The 14,761-nt window shown below is 70.1% G+C and carries 10 protein-coding genes; 2 read left to right on the top strand and 8 right to left on the bottom strand.

Annotated features, from left to right (window positions below):
* Window positions 1–250: 250 nt before the first annotated feature.
* From J3P44_RS24320 to J3P44_RS24290, 7 genes are all read right to left on the bottom strand, one after another.
* Window positions 251–3,283 (bottom strand): glycoside hydrolase family 3 protein, encoded by a 3,033-nt coding sequence (locus J3P44_RS24320; RefSeq protein WP_255893102.1) that lies wholly within the window; start codon window positions 3,281–3,283, stop codon window positions 251–253.
* Between the two features lie 79 nt (window positions 3,284–3,362).
* A complete protein-coding gene (locus tag J3P44_RS24315; protein WP_255893101.1) occupies window positions 3,363–4,379 on the bottom strand; it encodes a LacI family DNA-binding transcriptional regulator in 1,017 nt (338 codons plus the stop codon).
* Complete coding sequence (locus J3P44_RS24310; protein WP_255893100.1) at window positions 4,363–5,745, bottom strand: GH1 family beta-glucosidase; 1,383 nt, start codon at window positions 5,743–5,745, stop codon at window positions 4,363–4,365. The genes J3P44_RS24315 and J3P44_RS24310 overlap by 17 nt, the downstream gene beginning before the upstream one ends.
* Complete coding sequence (gene yicI, locus J3P44_RS24305; RefSeq protein ID WP_255893099.1) at window positions 5,742–8,069, bottom strand: alpha-xylosidase; 2,328 nt, start codon at window positions 8,067–8,069, stop codon at window positions 5,742–5,744. The genes J3P44_RS24310 and yicI overlap by 4 nt, the downstream gene beginning before the upstream one ends.
* A gap of 82 nt (window positions 8,070–8,151) precedes the next feature.
* A complete protein-coding gene (locus J3P44_RS24300; protein WP_255893098.1) occupies window positions 8,152–8,991 on the bottom strand; it encodes a carbohydrate ABC transporter permease in 840 nt (279 codons plus the stop codon).
* A gap of 3 nt (window positions 8,992–8,994) precedes the next feature.
* Window positions 8,995–9,966: a carbohydrate ABC transporter permease gene (locus J3P44_RS24295; RefSeq protein ID WP_255893097.1), complete on the bottom strand. Its 972-nt coding sequence runs from the start codon at window positions 9,964–9,966 to the stop codon at window positions 8,995–8,997.
* Entirely contained in the window at window positions 9,963–11,270 is a 1,308-nt protein-coding gene (locus J3P44_RS24290; RefSeq protein WP_255893096.1) for an ABC transporter substrate-binding protein, read from the bottom strand. Before J3P44_RS24290 ends, J3P44_RS24295 begins: the two co-directional genes overlap by 4 nt.
* A gap of 366 nt (window positions 11,271–11,636) precedes the next feature.
* On the opposite strand from J3P44_RS24290, the gene J3P44_RS24285 reads away from it, so the two are divergent.
* Window positions 11,637–12,455 (top strand): SGNH/GDSL hydrolase family protein, encoded by an 819-nt coding sequence (locus tag J3P44_RS24285; RefSeq protein ID WP_255893095.1) that lies wholly within the window; start codon window positions 11,637–11,639, stop codon window positions 12,453–12,455.
* Window positions 12,452–12,700: a hypothetical protein gene (locus J3P44_RS24280; RefSeq protein WP_255893094.1), complete on the top strand. Its 249-nt coding sequence runs from the start codon at window positions 12,452–12,454 to the stop codon at window positions 12,698–12,700. The genes J3P44_RS24285 and J3P44_RS24280 overlap by 4 nt, the downstream gene beginning before the upstream one ends.
* A 68-nt stretch (window positions 12,701–12,768) precedes the next feature.
* On the opposite strand, the gene J3P44_RS24275 is transcribed toward J3P44_RS24280, so the two are convergent.
* Window positions 12,769–14,664, bottom strand: a complete 1,896-nt coding sequence (locus tag J3P44_RS24275; RefSeq protein ID WP_255893093.1) for an amidohydrolase — start codon at window positions 14,662–14,664, stop codon at window positions 12,769–12,771.
* Window positions 14,665–14,761: the final 97 nt, after the last annotated feature.

The following is a 14,761-nucleotide window of genomic DNA, read 5'->3' as shown; positions in this document are numbered from 1 at the left end:
GGTCGCCGACCAGCTTCTTGGTGATCGGCGTCATCGGCCAGCTGATCAACGTGCCGTAGCAGTCGAACGAGACGTACTTCGGACGGAACGTGGGAGTGCTCATGGAGGGCCTTTCGTTCAGGGCGCCGGGGAGTCTGCGGCCTGAACCGTACCCTACTTTGTTTCAGTTGCAAACTGAAACTATTGAATCAGCGTGCACGGTGGTCGACGGCGCGCCCCCGAGAGTGCGCGCCGTCGACCGCCCCGTGGATCACCCGATCGAGAACCGGCTCACCCGTAGATCTCCGGTGGGCACCAGGTAGACGTCGTGGTGGCCGGGAGCACCGGCGACCGCCGCGCTCACGGTGGTGTAGGAGTACACCCCGCCGGTGCTCGGCACCTGCACGGTCCCGAGCAGGCGACCGGTCACTGGGTGGCCGACGCGGACCTGCAGCGTGGTGGGTCCGGTGGCCGCCCGCGCCACCCGGGCGGTGAAGGTCCGCTTGCCACCTCCGACGACCGCGTCGCGGTAGAGCAGCCAGTCACCGGCGTCCAGGGCGACCGCGTCGCCGGCCGCCTTGGCCTCGTCGACCAGCCGGACGCCGGCGTAGTCGTCGAAGTCGACGGCGCGCACCATCTCACGCAGGCGACGCGGCGGGATCGTCTCGCCCCTGACGTCGAGCGTGGCGCGAGCCCTGATGTCGTCGGACGCCGCCCCCACCATCAGGTCCTCGGGGCTGGTCTCGACGACCCAGCGGCCGCGCGTCACGTCCCAGTGCGCCAGGTCGTCAGGCTGCAGGACGAACGACACGGTCCGGGTCTCCCCCGGCTCGAGCGTGATCCTCTCGAAGCCGCGCAGGGACTTGAGCGGCTGCGGGTCGCGCGAGGTGCGCTGGTGCGTGTAGAGCTGCACGACCTCGTCGCCGGCGCGGTCACCGGTGTTGGTGACGTCGACCGAGACCGTGACCGGTGCGCCCTCCATGGTCGTGGAGGACAACCGGACGGCGGAGTAGTCGAACGTCGAGTACGACAACCCGTGCCCGAACGCGTACACCGGGTCACCGTCGTAGTACTGGTAGGTGGTGCCGTTGCGGAGGATGTCGTAGTCGGTGACGTGGGGCAGGTCCTGGTCTGAGGCGTACCAGGTCTGGGTGAGCCGCCCGGCCGGGTTGCGGTCGCCGAAGAGGACGTCCGCCAGCGCGTTGCCGGTCTCCTGACCTGCGTGTGAGGTCCACAGCACCGCGGGCACCGCGTCGCGCGCCCACCCGATGGTGGTCGGGTAGCTGTTCTCGAGCACCATCACCGTCCGGGGGTTCGCCTCGGCGACCCCTTCGACGAGGCGGCGCTGGGCCTGCGCGAGCTCCAGGCTGGGCCGGTCGTGGTCCTCGCGGCCGTTGATGAACGGCATGCTCCCCACCACGACCACCACAGCGTCGGCGCCCTCCGCGGCCTGCTGCGCCTCGGCGAGGCCGTCGCGGACCACCTCCTTCTCGAAGCGCGCCGCCTGGTCGGCGGTGGCTGCGCCGAGCTCGATCGTGCCGTTGTCGGCGACCGTCAGGTAGTGGTTGGGCCCGGCCCAGTCGTACGCCTTCTCGTAGCCGACGTAGCGGACCACGAACGTGCCGTCGGGCTGCTCCTCGAGCTTGAACTGCTGCTGGACGAACCACCCGTTGGGCTGCGCCTGGTCGTTGCGGAACGGGCCCCAGTGGTAGCCGACGTACTTCTCGTTGGCGGCGTTGCGCAGCGTGACCACGCCCTCGCCCCATTCGAAGACGTCGAACTGGGCGGCCGGCCCCGCGTCGGCGCCGTCGGCGGCGAGGACCGCGCCCTCCGGACCCGTCCCGCCGGTGACGTACTTGCCGGTGCCGACCTCGCGCAGGGCGATCCGGTCAACGCCCTCGCTGACCCGCACCGTCGCGCCGTCGCCGAGGTGCTCGCGCACGCCGTCGGCCGGGGTCACCTCGTAGGGCAGCGAGCCGGAGTACCAGTCGGTGTAGAGCGTGTCGGCGAGCGGGCCGACCACGGCGACCGTTCGGTCGCTGTCAGCGTCCAGAGGCAGGGCGCCGTCGTTCTCCAGCAGCACCATCGCCTCGCCAGCGGCCTCACGGGCCAGCGCCCGGTGCTCAGTGGTGCCGATGGCGGAGGCGTCGATGGCGCCGTACGGACCGCCGTCGGGGTCGAACTCGCCGAGGCGGACCCGGATGGTCAGCGCGTGCCGGACGGCCCGGTCGATGTCCGCCTCGGTCAGCAGCCCCTGCTGAAGTGCGCTGCGCACGGCCTGGACGGTGGGCCCGTTGTCGGTGTTGTCGGTGGTGAAGCTGTCCACGCCGGCCTTCAGGGTCGCGGCGTCGGCCTCCGCGAGGGTGTCGTAGTAGTCCTGCGAGCCCACGAGGTTGTTGGGGTTGGCCGCGTCGGTCACGTTGAGCAGGGTCTCGTCGGTCCAGGAGCGGACGCGCTCGCCGACGTCGGGGCTGACGGTCATCGGCCGTCCGTTGACCAGGTTGTACGACGTCATCACGCCGGTCGCCGCGTCGGCCTGGATCGGCATCCGGAACGGCACGTCGTAGTACTCGTGCTGCAGTCGCGGGCGCAGCTGGGCGGAGGTGGTGGTGCGGTCGACCTCGTTGTTGTAGCCGACGTAGTGCTTGAGCGTGGGTGCGGTCATCAGGTAGGTCGGGTCGTCACCGCGCATGCCGCCCGCGTAGCTCGTGGCCAGCGTCCCGGTGAGGAAGCCGTCCTCGGAGTAGCCCTCCTCGTTGCGGCCGGCGCGGGGGTCGCGCAGCGGGTCGACCACCGGGGCCCAGACGTTGAGTCCCCACGCGGCAGGGTCCTGGGCGTGGTAGCCGCGAGCCTCCTTCCCCACCGCGGTGCCGACGCGCTCCAGCAGGTCGGCGTCCCAGGTGCTCCCAAGCCCGATCGCCTGGGGGAAGACCGTCCCCTCGGCGGTCACGACGGCACCACCGTTGTTGGGGTCGGTCGTCCAGGCGACCCCGTGGAGCGCCTCCGTCCCGGTCTTGAACGAGGCGATGCCCAGCCGCGGGATCGCCGGCTGGTACTGGTGCAGCATCGCGATCTTCTCCTCCAGCGTCAGCCGGGCGAGCAGGTCGTCCACCCGCTCGGCGACGGACAGGGTGGTGTCGCGGAACGGGAGCTCGGCGCTGTCCTCAGCGGCCGAGGGCTGGGCCAGGCCCGTCGCGAGCAGCGTCGCGGTGAGCAGGGAGGCGAGCAGGGAAATGAGCGTGGCAGCGAGGCTGGTCACCCGAGGGGGGCGCCCGACCCGGCGTGGCGATGCGGAGGCGGTCATCTGGTGCTCCTTCAACAAGGCGTCCTGGCGGGCGCGCGGTCCGAGGGTTGGAAGAAACGATGTGCGGTGCTGCGGGTCGTCACGATTTGGGTGCCCGGGCGGGCGCGGTGCTGGCGCGGACGGTCAGCTCGGCCGGGAGAAGCGTCGTCTCGGGGACGGTCCCGTCGTCGAGGAGCGTCATCAGCAGGTCGACTGCGCGGTGGCCGAGCTCCTCGGCCGGGATCCGCACCGAGGTGACCGGCAGAGGGGCGCGCTCCGCCACCTCGTCGGGGCAGATGGCCACGACCGAGATCTCCTCCGGCACCGACCGGCCGACCTGCCTCAGTGCACGGATCGCCGGCTCGACCAGCGGCTCGTTGTGCACCACCAGCGAGGTGAGGTCGGGGCGCTCGTGCAGCAGCCCCTCGAGGAGCTCCTCCACGGCCTCGGCCGTCGGCGCACAGGGGTGCGCGGTGGAGTCCATCCCTCGCTGCCGGGCCGCCTCGAGGAAGCCGTGCTCGACCCGCTCGGCGAAGCCCGTCTCACGTGCGTAGACCTCCGGCGGCGAGCCGATCAGCGCCACCTGCCGGTGACCGAGGTTCGCGAGGTGGTCGACGCAGGCGGCCCCGGCAGCGGTGAAGTCGAGGTCGACGCACGTCAGGCCCGTCGTGTCCGCCGGCATCCCGATCAGCACTGCGGGCCGGTCCAGGGACCGCAGCGCGGCAAGCCGCTCGTCGTGCAGCTGGACGTCCATGACCAGGACCCCGTCCACCAGGGAGCTGGCCGACACCCGTCGGAGCCCTTCCTCCCCCTCCTGCTGGGTCAGCAGCAGCACGTCGTGGTCGTGCTCGCGGGCCGCAGTCACCACCGAGATGGCGAACTGCATCACCACCGGCACGTGGATACCGGTGCGCAGCGGCAGCACCAGGGCGACCACGTTGGACCGGCTGCTGGCCAGCGCGCGTGCTCCCGCGTGCGGCCGGTAGCCGAGGGCCGTGATGGCCTCCCAGACCCGCTCCTTGGTCTCCGGCGAGATGGTTCGCTTCCCGCTGAGCACGTAGGAGACCGTGCTGGGTGACACACCGGCGTGCTGGGCGACGTCAGAGATCTTGACCATGCGTCATCCTGCCTCGGCGGTCGTTCCGGAGCAGGTCGCGATACCAGCGCGCGCTGTCCTTCCAGGTGCGCCGGCCGGTCGCGTAGTCGACGTGCACGATCCCGAACCGCTTGGAGTAGCCGTGTGCCCACTCGAAGTTGTCCAGGAGCGACCACACGAAGTAGCCACGTACGTCGACGCCGGCGTCGATCGCGCGGCGTACGGCGCCGACATGCCCCTCGAGGTACGCGATCCGGTCGGCGTCGCGCACCCGGCCGTCGGCGTCGACCGTGTCGGCGAACGCCGCACCGTTCTCGGTGATCATCAGCGGCAGTCCCGGGTGGTCCGCGTGCAGCCCGAGCAGCAGCTCCTCCATCCCGGACGGGTCGACGGTCCAGCCCATCTCGGTGTGCGGCGGAGGAGTCGCTGGGATCTCGAGGTCCGCACAGCCGACCCACGGCGACGGGGTGTCGTCCGTGGCCGCCTCAGCGGTGCGGCTGCGGACCAGCATGTACGTGTAGTAGTTGACGCCCAACACGTCGATGGGCACCGCGATCGCCTGCTCGTCGCCGTCCCGCACGAACGACCAGTCGGTGATCCCGGACGTGTCCTGCCGCAGGTCGGCGGGGTAGCCGTCGCCGAGCATCGGGCCCAGGAAGATCCGGTTGCCGAGTGCGTCCAGCCTCCGCACGGCGTCGAACGCGCCCGCCTCCGCGCCGCGTCCGACGTGGAGGTTGAGGGTCACCGACAGCTGAGCGGTGTCGGCCACCACCGCCCGGAGCGCCCGGCCGGCCAGGCCGTGACCGAGGTTGAGGTGGTGGGCCGCGGCCAGGGCAGCCGCGGGGTCGGTGCGGCCAGGTGCGTGACGGCCCTCGGCATGGCCCACGAACGCGGAGACCCAGGGCTCGTTGAGGGTGGTCCAGGTGTGCACGCGGTCGCCGAGCACCTCGCCCACCGCGCCGGCGTACTCGGCGAACCGCTCGGCGGTGTCCCGGACCGGCCAGCCGCCCGCGTCCTCGAGCTCCTGCGGAAGATCCCAGTGGTAGAGGGTGACCACCGGCGCCACGCCTCGCTCCAGCAGCGCGTCGACCAGACGGTCGTAGAACGCAACCCCCTCGGCGTTGAGCGGTCCCTTCCCACCCGGCTGCACTCGGGGCCACGACACCGAGAACCGGTAGGCGTCCAGGCCCAGCTCGGCGATCGTGTCGACGTCCTCGCGCCACCGGTGGTAGTGGTCCGTGGCCACGTCGCCGGTGTCGCCGTCGCGCACCATGCCGGGGGTGTGGCTGAAGGTGTCCCAGATCGACGGTGAGCGGCCGCCCTCGGCCACCGCGCCCTCGATCTGGTAGGCAGCGGTGGCCGCACCCCACAGGAACCCGGGCCTCATGTCGTCGCCCCCAGGACAGCCAGCGTGACCCGGAGCCTGCTGCCGCCAGCACGCACCAGCACGCCGTGCTCGTGGTCTGTCGCGTCCCCGCCCTCGACCCCCGCAGCGCGCTCGCCGACCAGCAGGAGCTGCCAGTCGCCGGTCGCGTCCGTCTCCACCGTCACGGCGTCGCCGTGCCTGGTCGTCCGGAAGGTCGCGGCCGTCGCCCCGGACGTGTCCGGGACGACCGTGGTCACGTCCGCGCCGTCGGCCAGCGCGTGGACGCGGAGAGTGACACCGTCGACGTAGTCGTAGTCGGGGCGGTCCTGCGTCGCCCCCAGCGCGATGACCGAGCCCGGACGGGCCAGCAGAGGAAGACTGTCGAACCCGTGCTCCTCCGACACCCAGCGCGGCCCGGTCACCGTGGCGCCGCTGAGCAGGGAGGTCCACTCCCCCTCGGGGACGTAGTAGTCGACGCGGCCGTCCGCGCGCAGGACCGGCGCCACGAGCAGGTCGTCGCCGAGCATGTACTGCCGTTCGAGCGTCGTGCACGCCGGATCGCCGGGGAACTCCAGGACCATCGCCCGCATCACGGGGATCCCGTCGGCGGAGGCCTGCCGGGCGGCTTGGAACAAGTACGGCATCAGCCGGGCCTTCAGGCGGGCGAACTGACGCGTGACGTCCACGGCCTCCTCGTCGAACTCCCACGGCACCCGGTAGGAGGAGTTGCCGTGCAGCCGGCTGTGGGAGGAGAGCAGGCCGAAGGCCAGCCACCGCTTGAAGAGAGCGGGGTCCGGCGTGCCCTCGAAGCCGCCGATGTCGTGGCTCCAGAACCCGAAGCCGGACATGCCGAGCGAGAGCCCACCGCGCAGGTCGCCGGCCATGGCCGGGAACGTCGACTCGCAGTCCCCGCTCCAGTGGACCGGGAACTGCTGGGACCCGGCGGTCGCCGACCGGGCGAAGACCACTGCCTCCCCCGGCCCGCGCCGCTTGGTGAGCAGCTCGAAGACGGTCCGGTTGTAGAGGTAGGTGTAGTGGTTGTGCATCCGCTCGGGGTCGGATCCGTCGTACCACTCCACGTCGGTGGGGACTCGCTCACCGAAGTCGGTCTTGAAGCAGTCGACGCCCATGTCCAGGAGCGTGTCGAGCTTGCTGGTGAACCACTCGCACGCCTCGGGGTTGGTGAAGTCCACCAGCCCCATCCCCGGCTGCCACAGGTCCCACTGCCAGGCGCTGCCGTCCGGTCTGCGCACCAGGTAGCCACCGTCCCGCGCCTCCTCGAACAGCGCGGAGTGCTGCGAGATGTAGGGGTTGATCCACAGGGAGATGCGCAGCCCGCGGTCCTTCAGCCGGCGCAGCATGCCCGGCGGGTCGGGAAACACCTGCGGGTCCCACTCGAAGTCGCACCAGTGCAGCTCGCGCATCCAGAAGCAGTCGAAGTGGAAGACCGACAGCGGGATGTCCCGCTCGACCATGCCGTCGATGAACGACGACACCGTCTCCTCGTCGTACGACGTGGTGAACGACGTGGACAACCACAGCCCGAACGACCAGGCCGGCGGGAGCGGCGGGCGGCCGGTCAGCGCGGTGTAGGTGCGCAGGATCTCCTTGGGCGTCGGGCCGTAGATGACCAGGTAGCGCATCGACTGCCCCTCGACGCTGAACTGCACCTTGGAGACCAGCTCCGAGCCGATCTCGAAGGAGACCCTCCCGGGGGTGTCGACGAAGATGCCGTAGCCGGCGTTGGTGAGGAAGAACGGGACGTTCTTGTAGGCCTGCTCGCTGCTCGTGCCGCCGTCGGCGTTCCAGATGTCGACGGTCTGGCCGTTGCGGGCCAGCGGGCCGAACCGCTCTCCCAGGCCGTAGACGGTGTCCCCGACTCCCAGCTCGAGCTGCTCACGTACGTGGTGCGACCCGTCCGCGGTCGTCATCAGCGCCATGTCCTTCGCCCCGCTGACGGTGAGCACCCGCCCGTCGCCGACAAGTTCGAGGCGCCAGTCCGGTCCGCGGTGCAGGCGCGCGCTCAGCCGACCGCTGGTGATCGTGGCCACCTCGTCGTCGACGCGCACGTCGACCTGGGGCTCGTCGGTGGCGAGGTCGAACTCCGGCCGCCGGGGCTGCTCGCCGGCGAAGTGCGTGAGCGTCACGGCGATCACGTCGGTCATCGGCGACTCGAGGTCCACCGTGAGGACGGGCCCCTTGAGCAGGTCGCCGCGGTGGCGGACCGGGAACGTCGGGGCAAGCACCCGCACCCGCTGGTCAGTGGCGTCGACCTCGTGCGCGGCGGTCGGGTACGCCGCGGTGACGCCCTCGCGGAGCAGCCACTGGCCATCGGTGAACTTCATTGCTCTCGCTCTCGGTGACGTCGGGAAGGGCCGGTACGACCAGGGCCAGTACGACGGGGGCCAGTTGGAAGTGGGACAGGGATCACTTGATCGCTCCGGCGGTCACGCCCCGGGTGAGGGTGCGCTGGAAGATCAGGAAGAACAGGATCGCCGGAAGGATGCCCAGCAGTGCGGAGGAGCTGGACATGGTGGCGTCCATGAGCCGTTGTCCCTGCAGCACGCCGAGGGCGACCGGGACGGTCTGGTTGTCGTTGGAGATCAGGAAGATGAGCGGCAGAAAGAACTCGTTCCAGGTCCAGATGAAGAAGAAGACCATCAGCACCGCGAGGGTGGGGCGGGTCATCGGCACCACCACCCGCCACAGCACCTGCCACCGGCCGGCGCCGTCCATCTGCGCCGCCTCCAGCACCTCGCGGGGGAAGCTCGACAGCACCGCGGACAGCAGGTAGGTGCCGAAGGCCGTCTGGATGACGACGAAGATCAGCACGATCGCGAGCCTGGTGTCGTAGAGGCCGACCTCCTTGGACAGGTAGTAGAGGGGGTAGACCAGCGCCTCGTGGGGCAGCGTGTTGGCGAGCAGGAAGACGATGAGCAGCCACATCCGGCCCTTCACCCGCCCGATGCCGAGCGCGTAGGCGTTGAACATCGAGACGATCACCGCCAGCACCGCCACCGCGCCGCTGATCATCAGGCTGTTGAGCAGCTTCTGCCCGTAGTCGACACGGTTCCAGAAGTCGATGAGCCCTTGGAGGTACAACCCGTCCGGCAGCGAGAGGGGCCCGTCGCCGGCGTACTCCGCCGGAGACTTCAGGGCGTTCATCGTGACGATGACGAATGGCACCAGCATCAGCAGCGCGAACATGGTGAGTCCGGCGAGCACGACGTAGCGCAGGTAGTCCTGGCGCAGGGTCACAGATGACATGTCCTAGGCCTCCTCGGCCGGGCGCTGGATGCGCAGGAAGACGACGCTCAGGGCGACGATCAGCAGGGTCAGCACGGTCGCGATCGCGGCGCCGTAGCCGACCTGCGTGCGCTCGAAGAAGTTCTGGTAGGAGTAGTAGGCCGGGACGTTCGTGGCCCCTCCGGGACCGCCCCGGGTGAGCACGTAGATCGGGCCGAAGACCTTCAGTGCCGCGATCGTGGTCCACAGCAGCACCACGTAGATCTCGGGCCTGATCTGCGGCAGCGTGATGTGCCAGAACCGTCGCATCCAGGTGGCGCCGTCCATCTCGGCCGCCTCGTAGAGGGCCGGCTCGACCCGCTGCAGGCCGGCCATGAAGATGACGACCGGGAAGCCGAGCTGGACCCAGACCATGATCACCATGACCGTGAACAGGGCCAGGTCCGGGTCGCCGAGCCAGTCGCGGGTGAGCGAGCCGAGCCCGACCGTCTCCAGCGAGGCGTTCAACGCTCCGCTCGTCGGGTTGAGGATCCAGCCCCACACGACGCCCGCGACCGCGATCGGGAGGATCTGCGGCAGGTAGAAGCAGGCACGGAGCGCCGCCACCGTCCCGTTGCCGAACTTCTTCCCGATGTAGTCGAACAGCGCCGCCGCCAGGAGCAGGCCGAGCGCCGTCGGCACGATGGCCATCGCCACGATCAGCGCGGCGTTGTGGCGGAACGAGGCCCAGAAGGCATCGTCGGCCAGCAGCCGCCTGTAGTTGTCCAGGCCGGTCCACTCGGGGCTGCCGACCCCCTGCCAGTTCGTCAGGCTGATCCACACGTTCATCGCGAACGGCAGCGCGATGACCACGGCGAACAGCACCAGGCCGGGGACCAGGTAGACGAAGTAGCCCGCGGAGTGCCTGGCGGTCCCTCCCGGCGCCGCGTCGGGGCGGCGCCGGGAGGGAGGCTCGGAGGCCGCGACCCCCGGCAGGGCGGTGGTCCCGGTGGTCACTGCGGGAGGGTGCCGACGTAGTCCTGGTACTGCGTGGCGATCTCGTCGAGGCTCTCGTCCGGCGAGGCGTCGCCCGACATGACCTTCTGCGTGGCCGACACCCAGCCGTCGTACCCTCCGGGCCACGCCCAGTCGGGGTAAAACGCCAGCCCGTCGTTGTCGGAGAGGGTCTGGAAGTTCGCGATCAGCTCGCGGCTCTTCTCGTCGGTGACCGCCGCCGGGTCGGCCGCGACCGGCACGCCCCCGTTGTTGCCGAGGATGTTCTGGATCTCCTCCGACATGGTGATGTCGATGAAGTCGTAGGCGAGGTCCTTGGAGTCGGAGTTCTCGGGGACGACCCACAGGTTGCCCCCGGAGCCGAGCGTCATCGTGCTGCCCGGAAACAGGAAGCTGCCCCACTCGAAGTCCTTGATCTCGGACTGGAGCCGGCCGTACCACCAGCTGCCGGAGATCATGATCGGGTACTTGCCGGAGATGAAGCTGACCCCCATGTCCTCGGCCTTCACGCCGGTGGCGTCCTTGTCGACGTAGCCCTTGTCCATCCAGTCGGCGAAGGTCTCCGCGCCGTAGGTCCAGGCGTCGTCCTGGAAGTCGACGTCACCTTGGTAGAGCTGGTAGGCGTCGACCCAGGACCGGTCGGCCTGGCTCAGCGCGAGCTGGTAGACCACCTGCTGCGCGGGGTACTCGGCCCCCGCCATGGCCAGCGGGGTCATCCCCTCGCCTGCGAAGGTGTCCATCGCGGCGACGAACTCGTCGTACGTCGTCGGCACCTCGACGCCGTGCTCCTCGAAGAGGTCCACGTTGTAGTAGACCATCACGTACTCGGCGTAGTTGGGGATCCCGTACCACGCGCCGGAGCCCATGATCCCGTTCTCGTCGTAGCGCGAGGTCGTCTGGACGCTGGGGCTGAGCATGTCCTCCCAGCCACGCTCGGCGGCCTCCGCGCTCAGGTCGGTGAGCAGTCCCTGCTTGGCCAGCAGGCCAGCGGTCGCGTTGCCCTTGTTGTACTCCATGAGGTCCGGTGCGTCGTCGGAGTTGAGGACCATCGGAGCGGTCTTCTGGATCTGCTCGAAGCCCTTCTCCTCGAACTCGACCGTGACGCCGGGGTGGGTGTCCTCGAACTCCTTGATCGCGGCGTCCCACGCCTTGCCCATCGCGCTGTCAGGCCCCTCGTAGTGCCACAGCGTGAGGGTGTCGCCGTCTTCTGATCCCCCGCCGCCGCCGTCGTCGCCGCAGGCGCTGAGCGCGAGGGCCGACAGGAACGCGGTGGCGATCGCGGCCACCCGCTTCTTGGGTGTGAGCATCTTGTCCTCCATGAGGCTGATCGAGAGCGTCGAGCCCGGTTGTCGAAGCGCTTCGACAACGGAGATTGGCAGTGTGACCCCAGTCACGTCAACCCCCATCTCGACGGGCACTACGTAGAAAAGTCGATCTACGTAGCGAGATACGTGGTTGTGCGGCTGCGCACGGGGCGGGCGACGCGCACCGTGGTGATGTCAGAAGTTCAACCAACGTTGGGAAGTGGTCACGATGATCGAGTGGGGATCAGACAGCTGGGGCGGCAACGTCCACTACGCGTCGAACGGCTCCTGGGTCACCGACAAGCGCGGCACTGACGCGGCCGACGCCGACGCGTGACGCGCGACCACGTCGACCTGAGGTGCTGAGCCATGAACACCGGACTCTACGTGCGCTTCGCCGCCCTGGGCGACTCGGCGACCTACGGGCTCGGGGACCCGGCATCGGCCGAGCCCCGCGGGTGGGCCCGGCTGCTGGGTGAGGCCATCGGCACCGCCCACCACGTCTCGTTGTGCAACGTCTCCCGGCCCGGCGCCACGGCGGCCGAGGTCCGTGCCCGGCAGCTCACCGACGCCCTGGACCACCGTCCGCACCTCGCCTCCCTGATCGTCGGGCTCAACGACACCGTGCGGTCGTCGTGGGACCCCGCAGCGATACGAATCGAGCTGCTGCACGCAGCCGGCCTGCTCGCCGCACAGGGTGCGGTGCTCCTGACCGTTCGCTTCCACGACCACAGCCGCGTCTTCGGCCTCCCCGGCCTCCTGGCCGGGCCTCTCCAGCGGCGCATCGAGGACCTCAACGCCATCTACGACGAGATCCACGCCACCTACGGCGGGCTGCAGGTCGACCTCGCCGCCCACCCCGGCGTCTACGACCGCGAGTTCTGGTCCGTCGACCGATTGCACCCCTCCGAGATCGGCCACCGCGCACTGGCCCACGAGTTCTCGGCACTGCTCAACCGGCACGGCCTGGTCTTCGAGCCGCCCGCGCTCGAGCTCGACGGCGACCCCACCACCCGCGTCACCGAGCTGCGCACGCTCATGGCCGAAGGACTGCCCTGGCTCGCCCGCCGCCTGCGCGACCACGGAACCGTCGTCCTCGGCAGGACACTCCAGAACATCCGTCCCGGACCACGCACCACGCCGGCGACGGGCGGGGCGCAGCTCTCCCCCGATGAGGCGGTCTCATGACCACGACGATCCCCGAGAACCATCGATACCTGCGCGACGCCTTCGGATCGGTCATCACCGACGGCGCCTGCGTCATCGACGCCGACCGCGAGGTCGGCTACGTCAGGCTCGACCTACGCCCGTACACCTTCGGACCGGAGTCCGCGTACTGGGACGGCTGGTTCAACGTCACCCGCACCCGCACCGAGCACCCGCTCCGCGGCAAGGTCATGAAGGGCGAACTCGTCCAGGTCGTCAACGGGTGACCCTCACGGCACGGCACACCCGTCACTCTGGCCGCGAACCACCTGAGCGCCTCCTCGCGCTGGCGACCTCAGGCCGGGGAATCGCCTCGCCGACCTTTCTGGCAGCAGCCGAGGTGCCGGGCGTGCGGGTCCGTGTGGCGGGCGAACCCTTGAGCGGCAGCGAACCGCTCGACCGACCGCCGCTGGCCCTGTGAACCGGCGTCGTAGACCACTTCGCCGTTGATCAGGGTGTGCTGGACCTTGGCGCGGCTCATGCCGCTCGTCGAGCCCCGCAGGAGGTCGCCGTCGAGCACGATGAGGTCCGCGCGCTTCCCCGGAGCCACCGTCCCGGCCTGCCGTGAGTGCAGCTGGTAGGCGCTCCCCGTGGTGTGCATCCGCAGGGACTGGGCGCGGGTCAACGCCTCGTCGAGCCCCAGCGGCCGGCCACCGTCCGGCCCGGTGCGATCGACCGCCGTCGAGATCTGGGTGAACGGCCGCAGCGGGTCGACCGGCCAGTCGGAACCTCCGGCCAGGACCGCCCCGGCGCGCGCGAGACTGGCCGCGGGGTAGAGCCGGCGGAACCGTTCCGGGCCGATGTAGGGCTGCAGCGAGGCCAGGGTGAAGGCATTGCGCAGGGCCCACTGCAGCTGCATGGAGGCGATCACCCCCAGCTCGGCGAAGCGGCCGTAGTCGGACGGATGCACCAGCTCCAGGTGGGTGATGGTGTGCCGGAGTCCGCGGTCGCCGTTGGTCGTGCGGGCCTGTGCACAGCCGTCGAGCGCAACGCGAACGGCGCGGTCCCCGATGGCGTGCGAGTGGACCTGCCAGTCCTTCCGGTCGAGCTCGGTGACGAGCTTGCCGAACGTCTTTCGGCTCACGTAGAGGTCGCCGTAGTTGTCGGTGGGCTTCCCGTCCTCGTCGAGGTAGGGGGCGAGCATCGCCGCGGTCTGCGCGGGGTACTCCATCACCCCGTCGAGGAAGACCTTGGCCGTGGTGAGGTGCAGGTGGGGAACTCCGCCGTACCGTGACCGGAGATCGGCGAGGTAGGCCGCCGCCTTGGCCGGACGGGTCGCGAGCTCGGACTCAATCAGCAGCGCGGGAGTGACGTGCTGGCGCAGGCTCCCGGCCGCGATCAACCGGCGGTAGGTCTTCAGGCTGTCCTCGTCCGTCGCGGCGTCGAGGAAGGAGGTGATGCCGTTGGCGAGCAGGAAGGCCGCCATGTCGGCGTACGCCGCCTGGGCCTCGGCATCCGTCGGTCCGGGGATCTTGGACCGGACGAGCTGCTGTGCGGAGTCCTTCAGCAGGCCGGTCGGGTTGCCTGCGCCGTCCCGGACGATCTCGCCGCCAGGAGGGTTGGGGGTGGTCTTGTCGATACCGGCCACGGCGAGAGCGCGGCTGTTGACGAGCATGTTGTGGAAGTCCGAGCCCTGGAGCGAGATCGGCCGCGACGTCGACAGCGCGTCGAGGATGGACCGGTCGGCCACCGTGCCGGCCGGCCGCAGGCCGACGGGGTTCCAGTCCGTCACGTTGAGCCAACCGTCCGGCTCGCGCTCCTTCGTCGCGTCCAGCATCGCCTGGACGGCGGTCTGCAGCTCGGGGATGGTGGTCTCCGCGTTCCGCAGGGAGGGGTTCAGCGAGGCGAGCGCAGCGCCCAACGGGTGCATGTGGCCGTCGTGGATACCGGCCATGATCGTCCCGTCGGCGGCCTCGACCACCTCGGTCCCCGTCCCGATCAGGCGGCGTACGACGGCGTTCGACCCGACCTCGAGGATCGTGCCGTCGCGTCCGATCGCGACAGCCGTGTGGCCGGCGTCCCCGAGCCGCCCGGAGAACACACGTCCCCCGAGGATGACCGTGGCGGCGCGGCGCGGCCGGGCCCCGGTCGCGGCTCCTGCCCTGGACGAGCCGAGGGCGGCCGCCCCGCCGATGGCCGCGGCAGCCTTGAGGAGTCCGCGTCGGGTGGTGGGGTTCGGGGGTGTCGACATGGCGCTGGCCCTTCCGCAGGTGGTCCCGTTCTCGGGTGAGCCGAAACGTCGCTGATTAACTCCTTCACCACAAGGGTCCGCCCTCTGCGATATTGGC

The sequence above is a fragment of the Nocardioides astragali genome (assembly GCF_024436375.1).
Classification (GTDB): domain Bacteria; phylum Actinomycetota; class Actinomycetes; order Propionibacteriales; family Nocardioidaceae; genus Nocardioides; species Nocardioides astragali.
The sequence above is the reverse complement of the archived record's forward strand: the minus strand, read 5'-3'. Positions and strand labels throughout refer to the sequence as shown.

Coding starts and splice junctions, on each gene's coding strand:
- J3P44_RS24320 (WP_255893102.1), bottom strand. CDS start 3,283: ATGACCGCCTCCGCATCGCCACGCCGGGTCGGGCGCCCCCCTCGGGTG.
- J3P44_RS24315 (WP_255893101.1), bottom strand. CDS start 4,379: ATGGTCAAGATCTCTGACGTCGCCCAGCACGCCGGTGTGTCACCCAGC.
- J3P44_RS24310 (WP_255893100.1), bottom strand. CDS start 5,745: ATGAGGCCCGGGTTCCTGTGGGGTGCGGCCACCGCTGCCTACCAGATC.
- yicI (WP_255893099.1), bottom strand. CDS start 8,069: ATGAAGTTCACCGATGGCCAGTGGCTGCTCCGCGAGGGCGTCACCGCG.
- J3P44_RS24300 (WP_255893098.1), bottom strand. CDS start 8,991: ATGTCATCTGTGACCCTGCGCCAGGACTACCTGCGCTACGTCGTGCTC.
- J3P44_RS24290 (WP_255893096.1), bottom strand. CDS start 11,270: ATGCTCACACCCAAGAAGCGGGTGGCCGCGATCGCCACCGCGTTCCTG.
- J3P44_RS24285 (WP_255893095.1), top strand. CDS start 11,637: ATGAACACCGGACTCTACGTGCGCTTCGCCGCCCTGGGCGACTCGGCG.
- J3P44_RS24280 (WP_255893094.1), top strand. CDS start 12,452: ATGACCACGACGATCCCCGAGAACCATCGATACCTGCGCGACGCCTTC.
- J3P44_RS24275 (WP_255893093.1), bottom strand. CDS start 14,664: ATGTCGACACCCCCGAACCCCACCACCCGACGCGGACTCCTCAAGGCT.